Annotated in this window: 22 protein-coding genes; 11 read left to right on the top strand and 11 right to left on the bottom strand. The window is 74.1% G+C overall.

Features of this window, described 5'->3' with window-relative positions; genetic code table 11:
* The first annotated feature begins 8 nt into the window (after positions 1–8).
* Both SM793_RS19835 and SM793_RS19840 read left to right on the top strand, forming a co-directional pair.
* Positions 9–3,338 (top strand): error-prone DNA polymerase, encoded by a 3,330-nt coding sequence (locus tag SM793_RS19835; RefSeq protein ID WP_320439556.1) that lies wholly within the window; start codon positions 9–11, stop codon positions 3,336–3,338.
* 34 nt (positions 3,339–3,372) lie between these two features.
* Positions 3,373–4,086 (top strand): DUF4232 domain-containing protein, encoded by a 714-nt coding sequence (locus tag SM793_RS19840; RefSeq protein WP_320439557.1) that lies wholly within the window; start codon positions 3,373–3,375, stop codon positions 4,084–4,086.
* Positions 4,087–4,270: 184 nt separating this feature from the next.
* Here the strand turns inward: SM793_RS19840 and SM793_RS19845 are convergent, their stop codons facing one another.
* Together SM793_RS19845 and SM793_RS19850 are read right to left on the bottom strand one after the other, a co-directional pair.
* Positions 4,271–4,759, bottom strand: coding sequence for a hypothetical protein (locus SM793_RS19845; RefSeq protein ID WP_320439558.1), 489 nt, complete (start codon positions 4,757–4,759; stop codon positions 4,271–4,273).
* Positions 4,760–4,848: 89 nt separating this feature from the next.
* Positions 4,849–5,679 (bottom strand): TIGR03084 family metal-binding protein, encoded by an 831-nt coding sequence (locus SM793_RS19850; protein ID WP_320439559.1) that lies wholly within the window; start codon positions 5,677–5,679, stop codon positions 4,849–4,851.
* A 295-nt stretch (positions 5,680–5,974) separates the two neighbouring features.
* Here SM793_RS19850 and SM793_RS19855 point away from each other — a divergent pair, with 295 nt between their 5' ends.
* Entirely contained in the window at positions 5,975–6,793 is an 819-nt protein-coding gene (locus tag SM793_RS19855) for a helix-turn-helix transcriptional regulator (protein ID WP_320439560.1), read from the top strand.
* A 42-nt stretch (positions 6,794–6,835) separates the two neighbouring features.
* Here SM793_RS19855 and SM793_RS19860 read toward each other — a convergent pair whose 3' ends face one another.
* From SM793_RS19860 to SM793_RS19870, 3 genes are read right to left on the bottom strand one after another with little or no spacing between them, the layout of a single operon-like run.
* Positions 6,836–8,368 (bottom strand): AMP-binding protein, encoded by a 1,533-nt coding sequence (locus SM793_RS19860; protein WP_320439561.1) that lies wholly within the window; start codon positions 8,366–8,368, stop codon positions 6,836–6,838.
* 51 nt (positions 8,369–8,419) lie between these two features.
* Entirely contained in the window at positions 8,420–8,806 is a 387-nt protein-coding gene (locus SM793_RS19865) for a MerR family transcriptional regulator (protein WP_320439562.1), read from the bottom strand.
* 28 nt (positions 8,807–8,834) lie between these two features.
* A complete protein-coding gene (locus SM793_RS19870) occupies positions 8,835–9,620 on the bottom strand; it encodes an SDR family oxidoreductase (RefSeq protein ID WP_320439563.1) in 786 nt (261 codons plus the stop codon).
* Between the two features lie 218 nt (positions 9,621–9,838).
* Here SM793_RS19870 and SM793_RS19875 point away from each other — a divergent pair, with 218 nt between their 5' ends.
* Positions 9,839–10,297: a group II truncated hemoglobin gene (locus SM793_RS19875; protein WP_320439564.1), complete on the top strand. Its 459-nt coding sequence runs from the start codon at positions 9,839–9,841 to the stop codon at positions 10,295–10,297.
* A gap of 84 nt (positions 10,298–10,381) precedes the next feature.
* The gene (locus SM793_RS19880; RefSeq protein ID WP_320439565.1) at positions 10,382–10,762 is read left to right on the top strand and encodes a VOC family protein; all 381 of its coding nucleotides are present in this window, start codon (positions 10,382–10,384) and stop codon (positions 10,760–10,762) included.
* Positions 10,763–10,786: 24 nt separating this feature from the next.
* Here the strand turns inward: SM793_RS19880 and SM793_RS19885 are convergent, their stop codons facing one another.
* Complete coding sequence (locus tag SM793_RS19885) at positions 10,787–11,377, bottom strand: maleylpyruvate isomerase N-terminal domain-containing protein (protein ID WP_320439566.1); 591 nt, start codon at positions 11,375–11,377, stop codon at positions 10,787–10,789.
* A 133-nt stretch (positions 11,378–11,510) separates the two neighbouring features.
* Positions 11,511–12,293 carry a class III extradiol ring-cleavage dioxygenase gene (locus SM793_RS19890; RefSeq protein WP_320439567.1) on the bottom strand — a complete coding sequence of 261 codons (783 nt, stop codon included), beginning with the start codon at positions 12,291–12,293 and terminating at the stop codon, positions 11,511–11,513.
* Between the two features lie 175 nt (positions 12,294–12,468).
* Between SM793_RS19890 and SM793_RS19895 the strand changes: the two genes are divergently transcribed.
* Entirely contained in the window at positions 12,469–12,984 is a 516-nt protein-coding gene (locus SM793_RS19895) for a MarR family winged helix-turn-helix transcriptional regulator (protein WP_320439568.1), read from the top strand.
* Between the two features lie 52 nt (positions 12,985–13,036).
* On the opposite strand, the gene SM793_RS19900 is transcribed toward SM793_RS19895, so the two are convergent.
* Both SM793_RS19900 and SM793_RS19905 read right to left on the bottom strand, forming a co-directional pair.
* A complete protein-coding gene (locus SM793_RS19900) occupies positions 13,037–14,320 on the bottom strand; it encodes an RNA polymerase sigma factor (protein ID WP_320439591.1) in 1,284 nt (427 codons plus the stop codon).
* 148 nt (positions 14,321–14,468) lie between these two features.
* Positions 14,469–14,843, bottom strand: coding sequence for a YciI family protein (locus SM793_RS19905; RefSeq protein WP_320439569.1), 375 nt, complete (start codon positions 14,841–14,843; stop codon positions 14,469–14,471).
* Between the two features lie 284 nt (positions 14,844–15,127).
* Here SM793_RS19905 and SM793_RS19910 point away from each other — a divergent pair, with 284 nt between their 5' ends.
* Both SM793_RS19910 and SM793_RS19915 read left to right on the top strand, forming a co-directional pair.
* The gene (locus tag SM793_RS19910) at positions 15,128–15,763 is read left to right on the top strand and encodes a TetR/AcrR family transcriptional regulator (protein WP_320439570.1); all 636 of its coding nucleotides are present in this window, start codon (positions 15,128–15,130) and stop codon (positions 15,761–15,763) included.
* Positions 15,663–17,567: an FAD-binding dehydrogenase gene (locus tag SM793_RS19915; protein WP_320439571.1), complete on the top strand. Its 1,905-nt coding sequence runs from the start codon at positions 15,663–15,665 to the stop codon at positions 17,565–17,567. The genes SM793_RS19910 and SM793_RS19915 overlap by 101 nt, the downstream gene beginning before the upstream one ends.
* A gap of 49 nt (positions 17,568–17,616) precedes the next feature.
* Here SM793_RS19915 and SM793_RS19920 read toward each other — a convergent pair whose 3' ends face one another.
* Positions 17,617–18,993, bottom strand: coding sequence for an erythromycin esterase family protein (locus SM793_RS19920; RefSeq protein ID WP_320439572.1), 1,377 nt, complete (start codon positions 18,991–18,993; stop codon positions 17,617–17,619).
* A gap of 430 nt (positions 18,994–19,423) precedes the next feature.
* Between SM793_RS19920 and SM793_RS19925 the strand changes: the two genes are divergently transcribed.
* On the top strand, positions 19,424–19,936 hold the full coding sequence (locus tag SM793_RS19925) for a GNAT family protein (RefSeq protein WP_320439573.1): 513 nt from the start codon (positions 19,424–19,426) through the stop codon (positions 19,934–19,936).
* Between the two features lie 116 nt (positions 19,937–20,052).
* On the opposite strand, the gene SM793_RS19930 is transcribed toward SM793_RS19925, so the two are convergent.
* A complete protein-coding gene (locus SM793_RS19930; protein WP_320439574.1) occupies positions 20,053–21,147 on the bottom strand; it encodes an acyl-CoA desaturase in 1,095 nt (364 codons plus the stop codon).
* A 186-nt stretch (positions 21,148–21,333) separates the two neighbouring features.
* On the opposite strand from SM793_RS19930, the gene SM793_RS19935 reads away from it, so the two are divergent.
* Both SM793_RS19935 and SM793_RS19940 read left to right on the top strand, forming a co-directional pair.
* The gene (locus SM793_RS19935) at positions 21,334–22,917 is read left to right on the top strand and encodes a DUF2079 domain-containing protein (protein ID WP_320439575.1); all 1,584 of its coding nucleotides are present in this window, start codon (positions 21,334–21,336) and stop codon (positions 22,915–22,917) included.
* 98 nt (positions 22,918–23,015) lie between these two features.
* Positions 23,016–23,483, top strand: a complete 468-nt coding sequence (locus SM793_RS19940) for a GntR family transcriptional regulator (RefSeq protein WP_320439576.1) — start codon at positions 23,016–23,018, stop codon at positions 23,481–23,483.
* The last annotated feature ends 9 nt before the right edge of the window (positions 23,484–23,492 follow it).

The following is a 23,492-nucleotide window of genomic DNA, read 5'->3' on the forward strand; positions in this document are numbered from 1 at the left end:
CCACCCCGATGGGATTCACCAGTCATCCCTCCGTCCCCTGGAGCGAGCTGCACCGGCGCATGGCCGCCGGTGCCGGCGGCGAGGTCGTGCCGCTGCGCCCGGGCCCGACCGCCGAGGCCGCCGACCCCACGCCTCCTGCCGACCCCGCGCGTCCCGCCGATTCCGGCCGTCCCGCCGCCCCCGACCGTCCCGCCGAGCCGGCCGCCTCCGCCGGGCCCGCCTGGGCCGAGCTGCACGTCCACTCCGCCTTCAGCTTCCTGGACGGCGCCAGCGACCCCGAGGCGCTGGTCGCCGAGGCCGCCCGACTGGAGGTCGAGGCACTCGCGCTCACCGACCACGACGGCCTCTACGGAGTGGTCAGGTTCGCCGAGGCGGCTCGGGGCACGGGCGTGGCGACTGTCTTCGGCGCGGAACTGACGCTCCGCCAGGAGACGGGTGGCGGTGTCGAGCACCTGCTCGTGCTGGCCCGCGACCCCGAGGGCTACCGCCGCCTCTCCGCCGTCATCGGTGCGGCCCAACTCGCGGGCGGGGCCAAGGGGAGTCCGGTCTACGACTTCGCCGCGCTGGCCGACGCGCACGGCGGCCACTGGGCGGTGCTCACCGGATGCCGCCTCGGCCGCGTCCCGGCCGCCCTGGCCGCCGCCACCGCGGTCGACCACGACGGCGCTCCCGCCGCCCCCGGCCTCGACCCCGAGCGCCAACTCGGCGCCCTCGCCGAGGCGTTCGGCCGCGACAACGTCCACGTCGAGCTGATCGACCAGTGGCTCCCCGGCGACGACCTGCGCAACGACGCCCTGGCCGCGCTCGCCGCCCGGCTGCGGCTGACCGCCGTCGCCTCCACCAACGCCCACCACGCGAGCCCCGCCCAGGGCCGCCTCGCCCAGGGCCTGGCCGCCCTGCACGACCGCCGCACCCTCGCCGGGGCGGCGGGCTGGACGCGGGCCGCCGGTACCGCCCACCTGCGCTCCGGCCGGGAGATGGCGGCCCGGCTGGCCCGCTTCCCCGGCGTCCGGGAGGCGACTGTGGACCTCGCCCGCGCCTGCGCCTTCGACTTCGCGACCCTGGACCCGGAGCTGCCCGGCTACCCCGTCCCGCCCGGCCGCACCGAGATCGGCCATCTCCGCGCGCTGGTCGCCGAGGGCGGCCCGGCCCGGTTCGGACCGGCGAACGGTCCGGCCCGCCGCCAACTCGCCCGCGAGCTGGACGTCATCGAGGACCTCGACCTGGCCGGCTACTTCCTGATCGTCCACGACATCGTCGACTTCTGCCGCCGCGAGGACATCTGGTGCCAGGGGCGCGGCTCGGCGGCGAACTCGGCGGTCTGCTTCGCGCTCGGGATCACCGCCGTCGACCCGGTGCACTACAAGCTGCTCTTCGAACGCTTTCTCTCCACCGCCCGGGACGGGCCGCCGGACATCGACCTGGACATCGAGAACCGCCGCCGCGAGGAGGTCATCCAGTACGTCTACCGCCGGTACGGGCGCGAGCACGCCGCCCAGGTGGCCAATGTGATCACCTACCGGCCCCGGCTGGCGCTGCGCGACGCCGCCCGGGTGCTCGGCTACCCGCAGGGGCAGGTCGACGCGTTCAGCCGGCAGGCGGACTTCCGCTCGCCGCCCGGCGAGGACGCCGTCATCCCTGCCGACGTGCTCTCCCTCGCCGGACAACTCCACGGACTGCCGCGCCACCTGGGCATCCACTCGGGCGGCATGGTGCTCACCCGGGAGCCGATCGCCGAGATCTGCCCGACCGAGTGGGCCCGGATGCCGGGGCGGTCCGTGCTGCAGTGGGACAAGGAGTCGGTGGCCGGCGCCGGACTCGTCAAGATCGACCTGCTCGGCCTCGGCATGCTCGCCGCGCTGCACGACACCTGCGACCTGGTCGCGCGCCACCACGGTCGGCACTACGACCTGGCGACCATCCCGGACGACGACGCGGGCGTGTACGCGATGCTGCGGCGGGCCGACACGGTCGGGGTCTTCCAGGTCGAGTCGCGTGCCCAGATGGCCACCCTGCCCCGCCTCAAGCCGGACCACTTCTACGACCTGGTGGTGGAGGTCGCGCTGATCCGACCCGGCCCGATCCAGGGCGGCTCCGTCCACCCCTACCTGCGCCGCCGGGCCGGGGTGGAGCCGGCCGGCTGCCCGCACCCGCTGATGGAGAACGCGCTCGGCAAGACTCTGGGGGTGCCGCTGTTCCAGGAGCAGATGATGCAACTCGCCATCGACTGCGCCGGGTTCACCCCCGCCGAGGCGGACCGGCTGCGCCAGGCGATGGGCGCCAAGCGCTCCCACGAACGGGTCGCCCGGCTGCGGGAACGGCTGCTGGGCGGCATGGCCGAGCGGGGCATCCCGCAGGAGGTGGCGGAGGACGTCTATCTGAAGATCGAGGCCTTCTCCAACTACGGCTTCCCGGAGAGCCACGCGATCAGCTTCGCCTACCTGGTGTACGCCAGCGCCTGGCTCAAGTACTACTATCCGGCGGCCTTCACCTGCGCCCTGCTGGCCAACCAGCCGATGGGCTTCTACTCGCCGCTCAGCCTGATCTCGGACGCCCGGCGGCACGGCGTGCGGGTGCGCGGGGTGGACGTCAACGCCAGTGGCCCCGCGCCCACCCTGGAGCCGTACCGGGGGCCTACGCCCGCGCCGCCGCTGACCGCGGGCCTGCCGCAGCCCGCGATCCGGCTCGGCCTGGACACCGTGCGCGGCATCGGCAGCGCGCAGGCCGAGGCGATCGCGGCCGGGCGCCCGTACGCGGACCTGGAGGACTTCGCCCGCCGGACCGGCCTGCCGGCGCCGGGCCTGGAGGCGCTGGCCGCGGCGGGCGCGTTCGGCTGCTTCGGGCTCGGACGGCGGCAGGCGCTCTGGGCGGCGGGCGCGTTCGCGGGCGTCTCGGCGGACCTCATCCCGGGCACGACGCCCGGCACCGAGGCGCCGGACCTGCCCGCGATGACCCCGATCGAGGAGACCATCGCCGACCTCTGGGCCACCGGGACGTCCGCGACCAGCCACCCGCTCCAGCACCTGCGCGCCCATCTGGACCGCGGCGGCGCGCTCCCGGCGGAGCGGCTCCCGGACCTGCCGGACGGGGCGGCGGTGGTGGTCGGCGGCCTGGTCACCCACCGGCAGCGGCCGCCGACGGCGGGCGGAGTGCTCTTCCTCAGCCTGGAGGACGAGACCGGGCTGATCAACGTGATCTGCAGCCGGCCGGTCTGGGAGTCCCAGCGCCGCACCGCCCTCGACCGGGCCGGACTGCTGGTCCACGGGCACATCGAACGGGACCGGGGCGCCACCAATCTGGTCGCCACCCGGCTCGCCCCGCTGCGGATCGGGCTGTGACGGCGCCGGATCGGCTCGTGCCATGATCGTCCCCATGGAATCGACGCCGTCGCCGACCCCACCCCCGCGCACCGTCGCCACCCGGACCTCCGTCCGGGTGGGGCTGCTGCTCGTGGCGGGTGTGCTCGTGACGGCCGGATGCGGCAGCACCCCGGCGACCGGGGCGGGCGGGGGAGCGCCGGTCCCCGCGCGCAGCATCGGCGACGCGCCCCTCCCGGTGGTACCCACCCCCGTTCCACCCACGGTCGCCGGGATCGACCCCGGGCCCGTCGCGCCGGTTCCCAGGCCGGGCGCGGGCACCGCGCCGACCGCCGCCCCGGTGGGTACCTGTTCGCCCGAAGGCGTCGCCCTGACCGTCGGCGAGGCCGATGCCGCGTCGGGCCTGCGGGTGATGCCGGTCCGGCTGACCAACTGCGGCACCCGCCCCTACAGCCTCAACGGCCACCCCGCCGTCCGGGTCCTGGACGCCGAACGCGCCCCGCTCGCCGTCACCGTCAAGCGCGGTTCGGCGGGCATCGCCACCCTGGCGAACTTCGACGCGGCCCCGAAGCCGCTGACCCTGCAGCCCCTCGAGTACGCCGAGTTCCAGCTGGTCTGGCGCAACACCGTGGCGGCGGGCAACCAGGCTCCCGGCAACGGCCGCTACCTCGACGTGGCCCCGCTGCCGGGCCGCCCCCGGCTGACCGTCCCGGCCGATCTCGACCTCGGCACCACCGGCCGGCTCGGCGTCGCCCCCTGGTCCAGATGACCGCGCGCGGATGACCGGCGCGGCGCAGTCGTGGGGGTGCCTGCGCCGCGCCGGAGTTCATGGGGGACCGGTGACCGGATCCGACCGGTCAGAAGGCGAGCCGGTCAGAAAGCGGCCTGGTCACTGGATGGCCTGCTCAGAAGATGGCCTGATCAGAAGATGGCCTGATCAGAAGGCGGCCTGCTCAGAAGGCGGGCTGGTCGTTGAGCTCGACGATCCTCAGATCACGCACCCGCACGGTGAACCAGACCTCCTGGCTGCCGCCCCCGCCCCAGAACTCGGTGAGCCGGACGGAGGCGTACCCGTACTCCTCCTTCACTTGCTGGACGGACCAGTCCACCGGGACGTTCTGGGCGCGGAACACCGGATCGGCGTCGTGCTCCTGCGCCCAGACGTCCAGCCGGTGGTCGAGGGCCGGGAGGAGGAAACGCTTGCGTACCTCGGACGGCTGCTCGCCGCTGGTACCCAGGACCGCCCGCCGGTACTCCTCGAAGAAGGTGACCACCTGATGCGCGGCCGGCGTCCCCGCCCGGACCTGGGCCGCCGCGACCGCCGCGGCCGGTCCCGGGGGCAGCGCGAACGCGGCCTGGGCGGAGGCGGCCAGGAGACCGCCGACGGCGAGCAGGGCGACGGAGCCGGCCAGGGCGGTGCGCCTCGGGTTCATTCGCTTCATAGCCGGATTCCATCATTCGCCGACGAACTCTGTATATCGCTGGAACGTGTGGTTTACCGTTCTGGCGAGGGTATTTGACGATTGATCTGCTAAAGGGAGAATCCGCTCCGCCGTCCCTTCCCGGGCGGGCCCGCGAAGGCCTGGGCGATCGGCAGCCAGGCCGTCGCCACCTCGCCGACGGCGGTCAGTGCGAGGTCGTCCCGGTGCCGGCGCTGGGTGACCAGCAGGCAGAAGTCCAGCGCCGGACCGCCCACCCGGTCCGTCGCCCCCTCCGGGCCCCAGGTCCACAACCCGCCGTCCGGTGCCGTCAGTTCGACCCGCACGGGGGCCTGCGGAGCGGGCAGTCCGTGCACCGTGAACGCGAACCCCAGGGTCCGCACGCCCAGGTGCGCGACGTGCCGCAGCCGGGCACTCGGCTCCCGGACGGCGCCGAGCGCGTCCGCGACGTCCTGCCCGTGCGCCCAGGTCTCCATCAGCCGGGCGGTGGCCATCGACGCGGCCTTCATCGGCGGGCCCAGCCACGGCAGGCTGGTCCCCGGCGGCACCGCCGCGAGAGCCGTCGCGAGCCGCTCCCGGCCGGTCCGCCAGCGGGTCAGCAGTGCGGCCGGCTGCTCGGCGGCCCCGTGCGCCGCACCGTCCTCGACCGGGTCCGTGCCGGCCGCCAGCAGTTCGCCGAAGATCCGGCGGGAGTCCGCGACGAAGGCCCCGGGGTCGCGCGCGGCCAGCTCGGACCAGTCGTCCGTCCAGGCCAGGTGGGCGATCTGATGGGCCACCGTCCAGCCCGCCGCGGGCGTGTCCAGCGCCCAGCCGTCCGGCGCCAGAGCGGCGACGAGCCCGTCCAGCACCTCGCTCTCGGCGCGCAGGTCGGCCAGCAGTCCGGTCAGCACGGACGACTTCCCGGGAACGTTCGGGTCCGTCATGGATCTCCCTCTCGCGAGTTCGGAAACCTGGAACACACTGCGGCGCGCCACCCCTGGTGACCCGCCGGTAACCTCGGGCCCGCACCCTACGCCGCCCGGCGCGCCCGTGCCCGGTACTCCACCGGACCAGCGCTCCGCACCCCTCCCCACGGGCGGGAGCCCGTGTGACAATCGCGCGGTGACGACCGCCCCGACCGCCCCGGGCCCGCCGACGAGTGGTCCGCCGACGAGTGGTCCGCCGACGAGCGGCCCGCCGACGAGCAGTGCACCGAAGAACGGTGCACCGAGGAACGGCGTGCCCGCGCCGGACGGCCCCGCCGCGCCGGACGACCTCGCCGCGCCGGACGACCTCGCCGCCCGGGCCGCCGAGTTGGTCCGGGCCGCCGTGCTCGGCGACCTCGCCCGCCGGGTGGTCGCCGACTGCGGCGCCGACGTCGGCCTGGTCGGCGTACCGGACCGGGGAGGGGCCGGGCCGGGCACCGAGGGGATGGTGCTGCGGCACTGGTACGGCACCCGGGCGGAACTGCTGCACGGCCTCGCCGTGCCGGCCGGGACCGGCCTCGGCGGCCTGGCGCTGGCCGAGCGGGCGCCCAACTGGGTGCCCGACTACCGCGCGGCCACCACCATCTCGCACCACTACGACGCCGCCGTCACCGCCGAGGACCTCTACGCGATGCTCACCGTGCCGCTGCTCCACCACGGCGCGGTGCACGGCGTGGTGTACGCCTCGCTGCGCGCGGTGGTGTCGTTCGGGGACGTCCGGATCGGCGCGGTGGCCAGGCTCGCCGAGGCCGCCACCCGCGCCCTGGCCGGGGCCGCCGCCTGGTGCGGAGCGCCGGCCGCCGATCCCGCGCCGCGAAGACCGGGACCGCCCGCCCGGCCGGCCCCGCCCGCCCCGGGGCGCGCCCCGAACCCCGCCCCGCCGCTCACCCGGCGCGAGCACGAGGTGCTCCGCTGGGCGGCGACCGGCCGGACCAACCCGGAGATCGCCGCCCAGCTCGGCCTCACCCGCAACACGGTGACGGGCTACCTGAAGAGCGCGATGCACAAGCTCGGCGTCCGCAACCGCACCGAACTCGCGCTCGCCGCCCGGCTGTCCGGGCTGCTGGACTGAACGCCGTGCTGAACGCGGCACTGAACGCCACTCCCGGAGCGGTCAGTTGACGCGGCGCTCGCGGCCCGCCCAGTAGGGCTCGCGGAGCCGGAACTTCTGCAGCTTCCCGGTGGTCGTGCGCGGCAGGGACTCCCGGAACTCCACCGAGGTGGGCGACTTGTAGCCGGCCAGCCGCTGCTTGCAGTGCGCGATGAGGTCCGCCTCGCCGACCTCGGTGCCCGGCTTCAGTACCACCAGGGCCTTGACCGTCTCGCCCCACTTGGCGTCCGGTACGCCGATCACCGCGGCCTCGGCCACCGCCGGGTGGTCGTAGAGGCAGTCCTCCACCTCGATCGAGGAGACGTTCTCCCCGCCGCTGATGATGACGTCCTTCTTCCGGTCCGAGATGGTCAGGTAGCCGTCGGTCAGGGTGCCGCCGTCGCCGGTGTGGAACCAGCCGTCCCGGACTGCCTCGGCGGTGGCCTCCGGCTGCTGCCAGTAGCCCTCCAGGACGACGTTGGAGCGGACCAGCACCTCGCCCTGCTCGTCCACCCGGACCTGGTTGCCGAGCGCCGGGGCGCCGGCCTGCACCAGCTTCTCGGCCCGCCGCTCGGCGGGCAGTTCGTCCCATTCGGCCCGGGTGCGGTTGACCGTCACCACCGGCGAGGTCTCGGTCAGACCGTAGATCTGCATGAACTCCCAGCCGAGTTCGGACTCCATCCGCTGCACCACCGAGGTGGGCGGCGGCGCTCCGGCCACCACCATCCGGACCCGGTCCCGGCCGGGGACCGGCCCCTCCCACTCGGCCGCCGCGTCCAGCACCATCTGCACCACGGCCGGCGCGCCGCACAGGAAGGTCACGCCGTGCCGCTCGACCCGGCGCAGGATCTCCGCGCCGTCGACCTTCCGCAGCACCACGTGCCGGGCGCCGAGTCCGGTGAGCGAGAACGGCAGGCCCCAGCCGTTGGCGTGGAACATCGGCAGGGTGTGCAGGTAGACGTCCCGGTCGCTCGCCCCGAAGTGCAGGGCCATCAGGTTCGCGTTCAGCCAGATGTTGCGGTGGGTGAGCTGGACGCCCTTGGGGCGCGCGGTGGTTCCGCTGGTGTAGTTGACGGTGGCGGTGTCGTTCTCGTCGACCGGGTACCGGCGGGGCGCGTGCTCGAAGTCGTACAGCAGCCGGTCGCTGTCCGCGCCGATCACGAACTTGTGCTTGGCGACCACCCCGGCCAGCGGTTCGGCCAGCTCCGGGTCGACCAGCAGTACCGAGGCGCCGCTCTGTTCGACGATGTACGACACCTCCTCCGCCTTGAGGCGGAAGTTCACCGGCACCAGCACCCGGCCGTGCCCGCTGACCCCGAACATCGAGGTGAGCAGCCGCGCCGAGTTGTGCGACACGACCGCCACCCGCTCGCCGGGGCCGACCCCGAGCCGGTCCAGCCCGGCCGCCTGCGCCCGGGCCAGTTCGGCCACCCGTCGGTACGTCAGATCGCCCCAGTACTCGGCCGGTTGCGCCGATTCGTCGACGATGCCGACCCGGTCGCCGTAGACCAGCTCGGCCCGGTCGAGGAAGTCCATCACGGAGAGTGGAATCTGCATGCGCCCACTGTCCTCCGCCCACCGCCCCCTGCACACCCCCGATCGGGGGTGTCACCCGTAAGGAGCCGGGGCCGCCCCGGTAGCGGCCGCGGCGGCCTCGGCGCCGGCGATCGCCGCGGCGAGCCTGTCCCGGGTCTCGGCCTGGGCGGCGATCCGGCGTTCCAGCACCGCCAGGCGGTCCCGGGCGATCCGCAGCGCGCCGGCCGACGGCGGCCCGAACGCCTCCTGGTCCAGGCATCCGAGGAACGGCCGGACGTCCTCCAGGGTGAACCCGGCCTCCAGCAGCGAGCGGATGTTGCGCACCCGGGTCACCGCCGACTCCTCGTACACTCGGTAGCCGTTGGCGGCCCGCCCGGAGCCGATCAGTCCGGCCTGTTCGTAGTGCCGCAGTGCCCGGGCGGTGGTCCCCGTCGCCCGCGCCAGCTCGCCGATCCGCACCTGCGCGGCCCCCGTCCTTCCCCGGCGCTCATCCGACCACGGCGCCCCCGTCCACCGGCAAGACTACGCCGGTGACGAAGGAGGCCTGGGGCGCGGCGAGTTGTGTGACGGCCCAGGCCACCTCGGCGGCCTCGCCGATCCGGCCCAGCGGGGTGTGCGCGAGCTGCCAGGCGCGCAGCGCGGCCCGCTGCTCGGGGCCGATCCCGGCGTGGTCGGCGATCGGTGTCTCGATCGCGCCGGGCGCCACGGCCACCACCCGGATGCCGCGCGGGGCCAGTTCCACCGCCCAGCTGCGGGTCAGGGTGTCGACGGCGGCCTTGCTCGCGGCGTAGACGGAGTTGCCGGGCCAGCCGCGCAGGCCGACGGCCGTGCTGACGTTGACGACCACACCCCGGCCGGCGGTGAGCGCGGGCAGCGCGGCCTGGGTCAGCAGGACGGGCGCCGTCAGATTGGTCGCCAGCAGCGTGCCGATGCCCTCCGGGGTGTAACCGCCGAGCGTCGCGTGCGGGGCGATGCCCGCGTTGTTGACCAGGACGTCCAGTCGGCCGAACCGTTCCAGCGCGGCCCGGACGACCGCCGCCGGGCCGTCCGACGCCGTGACGTCGGCGACCAGCGGCACGATCCGCCCCGGCGCCCGCTCCGCCGTCCCCGCCAGCGGTTCGGCCCGTCGGCCGACCGCCACCACCCGCGCCCGCGGGTCCTGCTCGGCGAAGGCCCACGCCGTCGCCCGCCCGATCCCGGTCCCCGCGCCGGTGACCACCACCCCCCGTCCTCGCCCTGCCACAGCCTCGTCCGTTCCCGTCGTTCCGTTCATGCCCGCAAGCCTGCGACCCTGACGCCGGTGGCAAGGTCAAGCGCCGTTCCGTGAACGACGGGGTCCAGGACGGGTCCTGGCAGTGGGCGCGAGCCGGAGCCGGGACTTCCTCTTGCTGAGCCGGCGGCGAACAGGGGCCGTGGGGGAGGCGCGGCCTCCGTTCCGCTGCTAGGAAGGGCGGCAGGACCGCAAGGACATCCGCACGGGGAGAAACACCGATGACCGACCACCGTTCCGACGGCCTCTACGACGCGATCGGGGGCCTCGACGCCCTCCGGAGACTGAGCGACACCTTCTACCAGGGCGTGCTCGCCGACCCCCTGCTCGCGCCGGTCTTCGCCGACTTCACGCCCACCCACATCGAGCACGTGGCCGTCTGGCTGGCCGAGATCTTCGGCGGGCCGGACCGGTTCACCACCGACCTCGGAGGCCACCAGTCCCTGCTCCGCGCCCACCTCGGCCTCGCCATCACCGAGGAGCAGCGCACCCGCTGGATGGAGCTGATGGCCGAGGCCGTGCACAAGGAACTCCCCGAGGGTGAACTGCTGCGCCGGCGTGTCCTGGAGTACTTCGACTGGGGGACCCGGATCGCCAGGGACGTCTCGGCCTCGCCGGCCGGCACCGACCTCGGTGACCCGGGCCCCACCCCGCGCTGGGGCTGGGAGGGCCTCAAGTAGGCGCTCCGGAGCGGCCGCCGGGCCACCGCCGGCGGCCGCGAAACCCGGTTGGACGAGAGGGGCCCGACGAGCCACAGTGGGCGCATGGCTTCTCTTGTGCGACATGTGACGTTCGACTGCGCCGACCCCCACGCCCTCGCCGTCTTCTGGGCGGAGGTGGTGGACGGCGCCCTGGGCGAGGGCGACGCCCCCGGTGACTCGGAGATCGAGGTCAACTCGGAGAGCGTCTCCCTGCTCTTCATCCGGGTCGAGGAGGGCAAGGAGGTCAAGAACCGGGTCCACCTCGACCTCGCGCCGAAGGACCGCACCCGGGACGAGGAGGTGGAGCGCCTCGTCGCCCTGGGCGCGAAGCCGTTCGAGGACCACCGCCGACCCGACGGCACGGGCTGGGTGACCCTCACCGACATCGAGGGCAACGAGTTCTGCGTGGAGCGCGGCGCCGCCGAGCGGGCCGTCACCGCCTGAGCGGCCGCACGCCGCCCCGGTCGGCTATTCGACGGCCGCCCGCCAGGTCCACGAGGTCCGGCGCGGGCGGCCGTCGAGTTCGCCCCGGCCGGTGCACCAGAGCAGCACGTCCACCGGCTCCCCGGCGGGCGCTTCGGGGAAGAGCCGGGCGAGCGCCGCCGCCGCGAGCCGCTCCGGGGGCCGCCAGTCCAGGCCCAGCCCGAGGGTGATGTCGTGGGTGTGCAGCAGGGTCTCGGTGACACCCATCGCGGCGAAGCCGGCCGGGTCGCACGGCCCGTAGTGCCAGGCCCGCAGCCCGGGCGGCGCCGCGTCCAGGGCGGTGGCCAGCAGCTGCGCGGCGGCCGTGACCACGGTGAGCACCTCGGCAGGTCCGGCGTCCGGCCGCACCGTGAGGTCCAGCGGCAGATAGCGGTCGGCGGGCCGGGCGGCGAGCTGTCCGGCATAGGCGAGCAGGTCGTGGGCGATGTGGGCGGCGGTGTCCCGGCAGCTCCACTCCAGCGGTCCGGCGGGCGCGTCCCAGTCCGGGCCGCCCGCTTCGGCGGCGGGCCCCAGCACGGCCGTCGCCTCGCCGAGCGCGGCCCGGACGGCGGCGCCGTTCATCTGATGGTCGGTCATCGCCCCACCGTCTCACGTGCCCACCGCCAGACGGGCCACACCGTCACACGGGCCTCGCCGTCCACCGCCCCACGCGCCCGCGTGTCCACGGGGCCGGTCCGCGCCGGCCCGCGTCAGGCCGGGTCAGGCCGGGTCAGCCGACCTGGATCGAGCGCTTCGCCAGGCCCATCCAGAAGCCGTCGATCACGGTGCGCTGGCGGTCCAGTTCACCTTCGGCGGCACCGAGGGTGACGAACAGCGGGGCGAAGTGCTCGGTCCGGGGGTGGGCGAGCCGGCCGGCCGGCGCCTTCTCCTCGAAGTCGAGCAGCGCGTCGAGGTCCTGGGCCGCCAGCGCCCGCCGGCCCCAGTCGTCGAACTCGGCCATCACCGAGGTGATCCGGCCGTCGCTGCTGAGCGCCCGCAGGTTGTGGGTGAAGAAGCCGCTGCCGACGATCAGCACGCCCTCGTCGCGCAGCGGGGCGAGCCGGCGGCCGATCTCCAACAGCCGCTGCGGGTCGAGGGTCGGCATGGAGACCTGGAGGACGGGGATGTCCGCCTCCGGGAACATCTCCACCAGCGGGACGTAGGCGCCGTGGTCGAGGCCCCGGTCGGGAATGTCCTGGACAGGCGTGCCGGGGGCGCGCAGCAGCTTCCGCACCCGCTCGGCGAGCTCCGGTGCGCCGGGGGCGGCGTAGCGGACGCGGTAGTAGTGCTCGGGGAAGCCCCAGAAGTCGTACACGAGTGGCACGGTGGTGACGGCGCCGAGTGCGAGCGGGGCCTCCTCCCAGTGCGCGGAGACCATCAGGATCGCCCTGGGCCGGGGCAGGTCGGCGGACCAGGCGGCCAGCTGGCCGGGCCAGACGGGGTCGTCGGCGAGCGGCGGCGCGCCGTGCGACAGGTAGAGGGCGGGCATGCGGCCGGTTGCGGCGGTACTCATGGCGGTTCTTCTCCTCCGGCCCTCGGGGTGTTCGGTTGCTCGGCGTGCTCGGCGTGCTCGGTTGCTCGGCGTGCTGCGTGGAAGGCGGTCCGGGCAAGTAGTTCAAATTTGAACTCTGCACGGGTTCGACCGTACACCTTCGTTCGAATTTGAACAATAGGAGTACGATCACTCCATGCCCTCCACCTCGTCCGCACCTTCGGCGCCCCCCTCCGCCGCCTCCCCGTACGAGCCCCGCTGGCTCGACGAGGAGGAGATGGCTGCCTGGCGGAGCTTCGTCACCGCGAGCAACCTCCTCAACCGCCGCCTGGAACGCCAGCTCAAGGAGGACTCCGGTCTCTCCCACACCCAGTACGAGATCCTCGTCCACCTCTCCGCCGCCCCGGCCGGCTCGCTGCGTATGACCGAACTGGCGGACAAGCTCGTCACCTCCAAGAGCGGCCTGACCTACCAGATCACCCAGTTGGAGAAGGCGGGGCTGGTCGGCCGGCGCTCCTGCCCGAGCGATGTGCGCGGTGTCTTCGCCGAACTCACCGACCAGGGGCAGGAGATGCTGCGCGAGGCCGCCCCCGGCCATGTCGCGCTGGTCCGCGAACTGCTGATCGACGTGCTCAGCAGGGAGCAGCTCGCCGTCCTCGCCGACGGCCTCGGCCAGGTCAGCGCCCGCCTCCGTCTCGACGACGCCCTCTGAGCCGCCGGGTACCGAGGACACCCCCGTCGTCCTCGGTACCCGGCTTCATCCCTCATCCCTGACCCTTCGGCCCGCCTGTCCCGCCCCGTCCCGCCTCCGCCGCGCGCGTGAGCAGCAGCTCCCGCTCCCGCTCGTTGCGGGTCAGCCCGGCCGCCCGCTCGAACTCCGCCCGCGCCTCCGCGCCCCGCCCCAGCCGGGCCAGCAGGTCTCCCCGGACGCTGGGCAGCAGGTGGTACCCGCGCAGCGCCGGTTCCTCGGCCAGCGCGTCCACCACCTCCAGCGCGACCGCCGGACCCTCGGCCATCGACAGCGCCACGGCCCGGTTGAGCTCGACCACCGGGGACGGCGTCAGCGCCATCAGCCGCCCGTAGAGGGTGGCGATGGTGTGCCAGTCGGTGTCCTCGTAGCGCACGGCCCGCGCGTGGCAGGCGGCGATCGCCGCCTGGACCGAGTACGGGCCGGTGCCCGCCCGCAGCAGGGCGGCGAGCCCGCGCCGGATCAGCAGCCGGTCCCAGCGCGCCCGGTTCTGGTCGGCGAGCAGCACGGGCCGGCCGTCGGGGCTGGTCCGGGCAGCCGTCCGGGAAGCCTGGAGCTCCAGCAGCGCCGCCAGCCCGTGCGCCTCGGGTTCCCCGGGCATCAGCGCGGCCAGTACCCGGGCCAGGCGCAGCGCGTCCTCGCAGAGCGCCGGCCGCAGCAGGTCGTCCCCGGCGGTGGCCGAGTACCCCTCGTTGAAGATCAGATAGATGACCTCCAGGACGGAGGAGAGCCGGGCCGCCCGCTCCGCCCCGTACGGGACCTCGAAGGGTGTCCGGGCCTGCGCCAGCGTCCGCTTGGCGCGGACGATCCGCTGGGCGACCGTCGGCTCCGAGGAGAGCACGGCCCGGGCGATCTCCGCCGTGGTGAGCCCGCCGAGCAGCCGCAGCGTCAGCGCGATCCGGGCTTCGGCGGACAGCACCGGGTGGCAGACGGTGAAGATCAGCCGCAGGAGGTCGTCGTCGATGTCGTCCGGACCGGCCGGTTCCGGCGGCGGGACGTCCTCCAGGGCCCGCCCGACCTCGGCGAGCTTGCGGGCGTACGTCTCCCGGCGGCGGACCAGATCGACCGCGCGGTGCTTGGCGGTGGCCATGAGCCAGGCGCCAGGACGGTCCGGGACGCCCGACCCGGGCCACTGCTCCAGGGCGGCGACCAGCGCGTCCTGCGCCAGCTCCTCGGCGATGCCGACATCGCGCACGATCCGGGTGACCCCCGCGATGATCCGGGCGGACTCGATCCTGAACACGGCCTCGACCGTCCTGGCCGGGTCCGTCCTGGCCGTGTCCGTTCCGGCCGTGGCCACCCCGGCCGTGTCCGCCCCGGGGGTCTCCGTCGCACCCGCGTCGCGCTCCGTCACGATCACCCATCAGAGCAGCCGCCGCCCGCGCGGGCAAACCGTCCGCCCGGCACGCCTCCGCTCGGCACGCGCCTGCCCGTCACGCGTCCGCCCGTCACGCCTCCGGCGGCGTGGCGGCCTCGTCGATCTGCCGCAGCTCGGCGCCGACCGTCCAGCTCTCCGGGTGGACCCCCAGGAAGCGCCGGGTCCACTCGACGGCCTCGGCCATGTCCTTGCACTGGAGGATCGCGTAGCCGCCCACGACCTCCTTGGTCTCGGTGAACGGTCCGTCGGTGCAGCTCACCTTGCCGCCGTCCCAGAGCAGCCGGGTGCCCTCCTTGGTGGGCAGCAGTCCGGCGGTGTCCAGCATCACCCCGGCCTTGGTGATCTCCGCGAACAGCGCCCCCATCCGCTCCTCGAACGCGGGGTCCGTCTCGAAGTTCTGGGACTGCTGCTCGTCGATGCGGATCAGGCTCATAAAGCGCGGCATGGTGCTCACTCCTCGTCGGTGCGGGCGGGGCTTCTCCCCGCCGCTCACCCCTGCGTCGAACGGAGGGAGTCCGTTTCGACAGCCGGTCGGGAAATTCTTTCGACGGATCCGCGCCCCGGCCACCGGAGGACCCGGCGCGCGGGTGTGTCGGCGTGCGGGCGTCCCGGTGCTGCTCGGCTGTGCGGATACCGCGCCGCACAGGTGTATCGGACCAGGCGGGGTCTCCGCTACGGTGGCGACGGATACACCGATGTATCCGATGCGCTGATGTATCGAGGTGGGCTGTGGCGGCGACGGAGGCGGCACCCGGGCCGGGCGGCGTCCGGGTGACCGCGCGCAGGGCGCGGACGAGGGCCCGACTCCTGGAGGCCGCGTTCGGCGTGTTCGCGGCCAAGGGGTTCGGCCGGGTGTCGATCGAGGAGGTCTGCGAGGCCGCGGGGTACAGCCGGGGCGCCTTCTACTCGAACTTCGACACCCTGGAGGAGCTGTTCTTCGTCCTGTACGAGGAGCGGGCCGAGCTGATCGCCGCCCAGGTCACCGGGGCGCTCGCGGCGAGGGCCGGGGACACCGACGTGGCCTCGCTGGTCGAGCGGGTGACCGGGGTGCTGCTGCTGGAACGCGACTGGCTGCTGATCAAGACGGACTTCCTCGTCGCCGCCGCCCGGGACCCCCGGACGGCGCGGACACTGCTGGAGCACCGCCGCCGGCTGCGGGAACTGATCGCCGAACGGCTGGCCGAGGTGGCCGCCGAGCGCCCGCTGCCCGAGGTGCTGGGGAGCGCCGAGAGCGCGGCCCACGCGGTGATCGCCGCCTACGACGGTGTCACCACCCAGCTCCTGCTGGACCGCGACGTCGAACGGGCCCGGACCTGGCTCCGGCAGCTGCTGCTGGCCCTGCTGTCCGCCGACGCACCCCGCTGACGGGCGTCCCCGGCCTTCCCCGCCTTCCTCCCCGTCTTCGTCCCTGTCTTCCTGGTCTTCCCTGCTCTTCCCTGGTCTTCCCTGTGTCCCCGGCCGGACCGGCCGGTCGTCCGAAGGATGGAGTGCTGTCATGGACGCCGATGTCATCGTGGTCGGAGCCGGACTCGCCGGGCTCGTCGCGGCGCGCGAGCTCACCGCGCGGGGCCGGCGGGTCGCGCTGCTGGACCAGGAGGGCGCCGCCAATCTGGGCGGTCAGGCCCACTGGTCCTTCGGCGGGCTCTTTCTGGTCGACTCCCCCGAACAGCGGCGCCTCGGCGTGAAGGACTCCGTCGAGCTGGCGTGGAACGACTGGAGCGGCAGCGCCCGCTTCGACCGCCTCGACGACGAGGACTCCTGGGCGGTGCGCTGGGCCCGCGCCTACGTGGACTTCGCCGCCGGGGAGAAGCGCGCCTGGATCACGGAGCGCGGGATCAAACTGACGCCGCTGGTGGGCTGGGCCGAGCGCGGTGACCTGCGCGCGGACGGCCACGGCAACTCCGTGCCGCGCTTCCACGTCCCCTGGGGCACCGGCACCGGGGTGGTGGGCCCGTTCGTGCAGGACGCCCGGCAGGCCGCCGCCACCGGCCTGCTCACCTTCCACCACCGCCACCGGGTCGACGAGTTGGTGGTCCGGGACGGGGCGGTGACGGGCGTGCGGGGCACCCTGCTGGCGGCGGACCCCGCACCGCGCGGCGCCGCCTCCAACCGGGACCCGGTCGGGGAGTTCGAACTCACCGCCCAGGCCGTGATCGTCACCACCGGCGGCATCGGCGGCGACCACGAACTCGTGCGCCGCCACTGGCCGGCGCGTATGGGCACGCCCCCGAAGAACATGATCACGGGCGTCCCGGCGTACGTGGACGGGCGGATGCTCGACATCAGCGCCGCCGCGGGGGTGCGGCTGGTCAACCGGGACCGAATGTGGCACTACACCGAGGGCATCCGGAACTGGGACCCGCTCTGGCCCGGACACGCGATCCGCATCCTCCCGGGCCCGTCGCCGCTGTGGTTCGACGCCCTCGGACGGCGCCTGCCGGAGCCCTGCCTCCCCGGTTACGACACCCTGGGCACGCTCAGGCACCTCCGCACCGCCGAGGACATCGCGCGGTACGACCACTCCTGGTTCGTCCTCACCCAGCGGATGATCGAGAAGGAGTTCGCGCTGTCGGGCTCGGAGCAGAACCCCGACCTCACCAGCGGTGACCGCAAGGCCGTCCTGCGCGAGCGCCTCCTCGGCAGCGGGGCACCCCGGCCGGTGGAGGCGTTCAAGCGGAACGGCGCGGACTTCGTCGTCGCCGCCACCCTGGAGGAACTGGTGGCGAAGATGAACGGCCTGACCGACGAACCGCTGCTCGACCCGGCCGTGCTGCGGGCCCAGATCGAGGCCCGGGACCTCCAGATCGCCAACCCGTTCAGCAAGGACGCCCAGATCCAGGGCATCCGCAACTCCCGCCGCTACCTGGGCGACCGGCTCAGCCGCACCTCCGCCCCGCACCGCGTCCTCGACCCGGCGGCCGGCCCGCTGATCGGCGTCAAGCTGCACGTCCTGACCCGGAAGACCCTCGGCGGCATCCAGACCGACCTCGACTCCCGCGCCCTCGGACTCGACGGGCGGCCCGTCGACGGCCTGTACGCGGCGGGGGAGGTCGCCGGGTTCGGCGGCGGGGGCGTCCATGGCTACAACGCCCTGGAGGGCACCTTCCTCGGCGGCTGCCTGTTCTCCGGCCGCGCGGCGGGCCGGGCGGCGGCGGAGGCGGTGGCCTGACGGGCCCGACGCGGGCGACCGGGACGCCGGGGGCGTGACAACGGGGCGGTCAGAACATCCGGGCCTGGGTGACCTCGTTCAGGTGGACCAGGACGTCGTACGCCCGGCCGATCGCCAGCTGCGGCCGGGGGTCGGTGCGGTAGACCGACCCGGCCTCGTAGGTGGGGCGGGAGACGTTCAGCCAGTCGCGGGCCGCCCGGGGGGCGGTGCGCAGATCGACGTAGTAGTCCCGGTAACGGACCCGGTCGAGGGTGTGCTCGTTCATCTCCGCCGTGGCCGGCGGGACGGTTACCGCCTTCCAGTCGTCGGTCAGGACCCCGTCGTTGGTGAGGAAGGAGCCGCCGGCGAAGGTGAAGCCGACGGCCACGTAGTCGCGGCCGTAGGCGTCGCGCAGGTGCGACCCCTGTGGCTCGGGGTACAGGAAGGTGTCGGTGGCCAGGTAGCCGGCGTGCCCGTTGTGCGCCGACAGCAGCACCTTGCCGCCGGTGCGGCGCTCCCACCAGGCGGTGTTGTCCGCCATCGCCCGGTCGCGCAGCTGCTCCGCGGCGGAGACGGAGGCCGGGTCGGCGAGGTCCAGGGCGGCGAAGTCGAAGGTGTCGGCGATGTTCCGGGCGTGCTGCACGGCCCACGCGTGGGCGTCCCCGTCGGCACCGCTCGCGGTGACCAGGTCGAGGGCCTGCCGCGCCTTGGCGGCGTTCTCCCGGCGCTCGGCGACCGGCTTCCGCAGATAGGCCATGACGTCGTCGAACGGCCGCAGCCCGGCGTAGAGCCCGTCGAGCTGCGGGAGCGCGTCCGGCCGGGCCTCGCGCAGGTAGGAGGCGACCCGTTCGAACATCCGGTCGCCGAGCCGCGGGGCGCCGATGTCGTCGCCCAGGAAGTGGACCGGGTTCCGCGGGTGGCTCCGGTTGTGGGAGCGCATCCAGGCGATCAGGTCGGCGAACTCCTCGCGGTCCCACGGGCTGCCGCCCAGGGCGTCCTTGACCACCTGCCGCGCGTCGCCCGGGCCGCCCTGGATGTACTCCTCGACCTGCAGGCCGCTGCTCCAGCTGGTCTCCAGGGCGAAGGTGGTGAAGCCCTTCTCCTCGACGAGGTAGCGGAACAGCCGCTGCTTCATCGCGAAGAACTCGTGCGAACCGTGGGTGGCCTCGCCGAGGCCGACCACCCGGGCGTCGCCGATCATCGCGCCCAACGCCCGCAGGTCCGCGGTGCGGCCGCCCGGTTCGGTCGTCCGCAGCGGCTGGGCGACGCTCTCCAGTGCGCGCACCACGGCCGAGCGCTGCGCCCGCGTCGGGTCCGCGCTCGCGGCGGCTGCCGCGGGGGGCACCGGCGCGGCGACCGCCGCCACCGGGGCCAGCACCGCGGCGGCGGCCAGTGCCGCCGTCGCCGCCAGCAGTCCGCGCCGCCCGATCCGCTTGTTGCCTGCCATCGTTGTGATCACTCCTCGACCCGACGGAACGCCGATGACCTCGGCGTTCGCTGAATTGATCTTCGCTGCGGCGGGTCCTGCGGCGCGCTGGGGAGGACCACCGTCCTTGCTGGGGGTAACCCCCCGACGGGATTCGGTGGCGGGCCCCCGGACCGGCGGCGGCCCGCCGCCCGTTACCCGGGTGCGCGCCACCGGGCGGGGTGAGGCGGGGCGACGGGGGCGACGCGCGGCCGTACCGCACGTCCGCGTTCTGCTCCGGGTCACTGCGGACGGCCGCGCCGCCGGCGGAGCGGTACGCGAGGTGGGCGAGCACGGCGAGGACGAAGAGCGGCGGACGTCCCGCGGCGGCGAATCATGGCTGGTGGGACGGCGTGCGTGCAGAGCGATAACCGCTCGCCGAATGCGGCGTTCCATGGAAGCATCCGCTGTTATGGGGACGAATCTGCACGGCGCGCACGTCACACTCCGTCCGGTCTCGGCCGAGGACATCCCGGCCCTGGTCGCCATCCGGCGCACCCCCGAGGTCTACGCCCGCTGGCGCGGTGGTGACGACCTCGCCGACGCCGTCACCACCGACCTCGCCGAGCCCGGCACCGAGACCTTCGTGATCGAGGTCGGGGGCCGGGTCGTCGGCGCGGTCCAGTGGTATGCCGAGAACGACGACGAGTACCGCCACGCCGGGATGGACATCTACCTCGACCCGGCCCACCACGGGCGCGGCCACGGCACCGACGCCGTCCGCACGCTGGCCCGCCACCTCGTCGACGAACACCACTACCACCGGCTGATCATCGACCCGGCGGCGGACAACACGGCGGCGATCCGCTGCTACGAGAAGGTCGGCTTCCGCCCCGTGGGGGTGATGCGCCAGTACGAGCGCGGCTCCGACGGCACCTGGCACGACAACCTGCTGATGGACCTGCTGGCCGCCGAACTCGTCTGATCCGCAGCGGAGTTCCCCCGCTGGAGTGCCCCGCCGGTGCGCCCCGCCGGTGTGCCCGGGCGGGGTCGGTGGTCCGGCGGGGTCGGTGCTCGGGCAGCGTCGGTGCTCGGGCGGGGTCAGTGGTCCACGCGCAGCGGCTCGCCGGTGCGGTGGAGGTGGGTGAAGATCTCCCGGTAGGAGCGGAGCAGCCCGGTCTCGTGGTACGGGATGCCCTTCTCCGCGCAGAACCGGCGGGTGATCCGGGCGGCCCGGGGGAGTGCGGGGGTCGGCATGCTGGGGAAGAGGTGGTGCTCGATCTGGTAGTTGAGGCCGCCCATCAGGGTGTCGAGCACCGGGTTGCCGCGGACGTTGCGCGAGGTCAGCACCTGGCGGCGGAGGAAGTCCAGCCGCATCTCGGGGGTCACCATCAGCATGCCCTTGTGGTTGGGCGCGAAGACGCAGCCCAGGAGGACGCCCAGCAGCGCCTGGTGGACGGCGAGGAAGGCGATCGCCTTCCCGGCCGGGAGGGCGGCGAAGACCACCCCGAAGTAGGCCGCGAAGTGGAGGACCAGCAGGGAGCCCTCCAGTCGGGCGCGCTTCATGCCGGGGCGGCGCAGCGCGCGGAAGCTGTTCCAGCTGAGGTTGAGGCCCTCCAGGCACAGCAACGGGACGAAGAGGTAGGCCAGTCGGCGGCCGATGAACCGGGCGGCCCCGTGGGCCTCCCGGGCCTGCTGCTGGGACCACACCACGATGTCGGGGGAGACGTCCGGGTCCCGGCCCTCGTGGTTGGGGTTGGCGTGGTGCCGGGTGTGCTTGTTCATCCACCAGCCGTAGCTCATGCCCATCAGCAGGTTGGCGACGATCCGCCCGCCGATCTCACCGGCCCGCCGTCCCCGGAACACCTGGCGGTGCGCCAGATCGTGTGCGAGTAGCCCGAGTTGCGTGAAGACGACGGACATGCCGGCGGCCAGGGCGAGTTGCAGCCAGGTGTCACCCAGGGCGAACAGGGCGTACCAGCCGCCGGCGAACGCCGCGAGGGTGAGGCCGATGCGCGCGGTGTAGTAGCCGGGGCGCCGGTCGAGCAGCCCCTCCTCGGTGATCCGGCGGGCCAACTGGGCGAAGTCGCTGCCCTCCCGCTCCCGCCCGGCCGGTGCGGCCGGTGCGGGTGTGGCGCGTGGTGCGCGTGTTGCGGGTATTGCGGGCGGGGCAAGCGTTGTGCGCTCTGGGCTCATGACGGGAAGTCTGACGGTCGGCCCGGGGGTTGGAGAACCGGACGAACCCCCTTTTCGGTAGGGGGGTTGGCCCCCGCCTCGGGGGCGGGAAAGCCCCCGCCCGGCGGCGGCCGGGGTTGACGGCCGCCCCGGGATTCCACCACCCTTTCACTAATTGAGTAGTGAAAGGGTGGTTTACTCATGTGGATGCTCCATGCCCTCCGGCGGCCCCGGCCGCTGTCCTGGGGGCTGGCCGGGCTGTTCGCCGCGCTCTACGCCTGCGTCGCCGTCAACCGGCACCGGCGGATGCTGACCCAGGCCTACGACCTGGGCATCTTCGAGCAGGCCGTGCGTGCCTACGCCCACGGGGAGGCGCCGGTGGTGCTGCTCAAGGGCCCCGGTTACCAACTGCTCGGCGATCACTTCCACCCGCTGCTCGCCACCCTCGCCCCGCTGTACCGACTGTTCCCGAGCGCCGTCACGCTGCTGCTGGCGCAGGCGGTGCTGATGGCTCTGGCCGTGGTGCCGCTCGCCCGGTGGGCCTTCGAAGTGGGCGGCCCGAGGCTTGCCGTGCTGGTCGGCTGCCTGACCGGGGCCTCCTGGGGGATCGTCGAGGCGGTGGCCGACGACTTCCACGAGATCGCGTTCGCGGTGCCGCTGCTGGCCTTCGCCGCCACCGCGCTCGGCCGGGGCCGGCCGGTCGCCGCAGTGCTCTGGGCCCTGCCGCTGGTCCTGGTCAAGGAGGACCTCGGGCTCACCGTGGCCGTGTTCGGCGCGCTGGTCTTCGCCCGGGCGGGGAAGGGCAGCGGGACCAGGGCGCTGGGCTTCGGGGTGGCGCTCTTCGGGCTCGCCGCGACCGCGCTGACCGTCCTGGTGGTGCTGCCCTCGTTCAATCCGGACGGGGGCTTCGACTACTGGGGCCAGATGGGTACCCGGGAGGCGGCGGGCGCCCCGTGGGAGGTCGCGGGCCGACTGGTCTGGCCGCCGCTGAAGTGGCTGCTGCTCGGGGTGGCCGCCGCGACGGCCGGCTTCCTGGGGATGCGGTCGCCGCTGGTCCTGCTCTGCCTGCCCACCCTCGGCTGGCGGCTGGTTGCCGACAACTCGCATTATTGGGGCGTGAGTTACCACTACAGTGCGGTGCTGATGCCGCTGCTGCTGGCAGCCCTGGTGGACGCCGTGCGGCGGACCGGGGCCTACTCGGGACCGGACCGGGTGCTCGCGCGGGGCCGGGAGGCCGGACCGGACCGGCCGGCCGTCCGCCGGGCCCGCCGCGCACTGGCGGTGGCGGGCCTGGTCGCCCTGGTGACGCTGCCGGTCTACCCGCTGCACGAACTCGTCGCCCCCGGGGCCTGGGGGACCTCGCCCCGGCTGGAGCGGGCCCGGGCGATGCTCGCCCGGATACCCGACGGCGCCACCGTCGCCGCTTCCAACCGTCTCGCCGCGCAACTGGCCGGGCGGACCACGGTCGGCCTGGTGTGCCGTGAGCCGTCGCCGCCGTTGGCCGTACCGATGTCGGCCGAGGCGCCTTCGGCCGGGATGCCGTCGGCCGGGACGTCTTCTATCGGGATGCCTTCTGCCGGGACGCCTTCTGCCGGGACGCCTTCTACCGGGACCCCGTCGGCCGGAGCGGTGCGGGGTGGCCCGGAGTGGGTGGTCGTCGACCTGGCCGACCCGAGCGTGCAGGCGCCCTGCGCGATCGCCGACACCGTCCGGATGCTCGACCGCTACGAGCGGCTCGGCTACCGCCGGGTCGTGGACGACGGTGACCTGCGGCTGCTCGGCCGCCCGTAGGGCCTTCCCGGACGTTCCCCGGGGTGGGGTCGGACTTGACCGAGGCGCAGCGGTCCGCCACCATTCCACCAATGAACTAGTGAAAGGGTGATGCGGGTGTGATCGAGTACCGCATCGAGCGGCGCAGCGGAGTCTCCACCTACCAGCAGATCGTGCAGCAGACCAAGCAGGCGCTGCGACTCGGTGTGCTCCAGCCCGGGGACAAGCTGCCGACCGCGCGGGAGGTGGTCGAACAGACCGCGATCAACCCGAACACCGTGCTGAAGGCCTATCGCGAACTCGAACGCGAGGGCCTGGTCGAGCCCAGGCCCGGCCTCGGCACCTTCGTCCGGCGTTCGCTCGCCCGTCCCGAGGCGGCCGCCGACGGACCGCTGCGAGCGGGGCTGGTGCAGTGGGTCGACGAGGCCCGCACGGCCGGACTCGACCGCGAGGACGTCTCCGCGCTGATGACCTCCGTGCTGGAGCAGCGCTTCCGGACCGGCGTCACCGGGAGTACCGGTACTGCTGGGACCACCGGGAGTACCGGTACCGCCGAGAGCGCCGGGCCGACGGATCCGGCCGCGTAGGACGTGGAT

This window comes from Kitasatospora purpeofusca (genome assembly GCF_034043715.1).
In the GTDB taxonomy this organism is placed as follows: domain Bacteria; phylum Actinomycetota; class Actinomycetes; order Streptomycetales; family Streptomycetaceae; genus Kitasatospora; species Kitasatospora purpeofusca_A.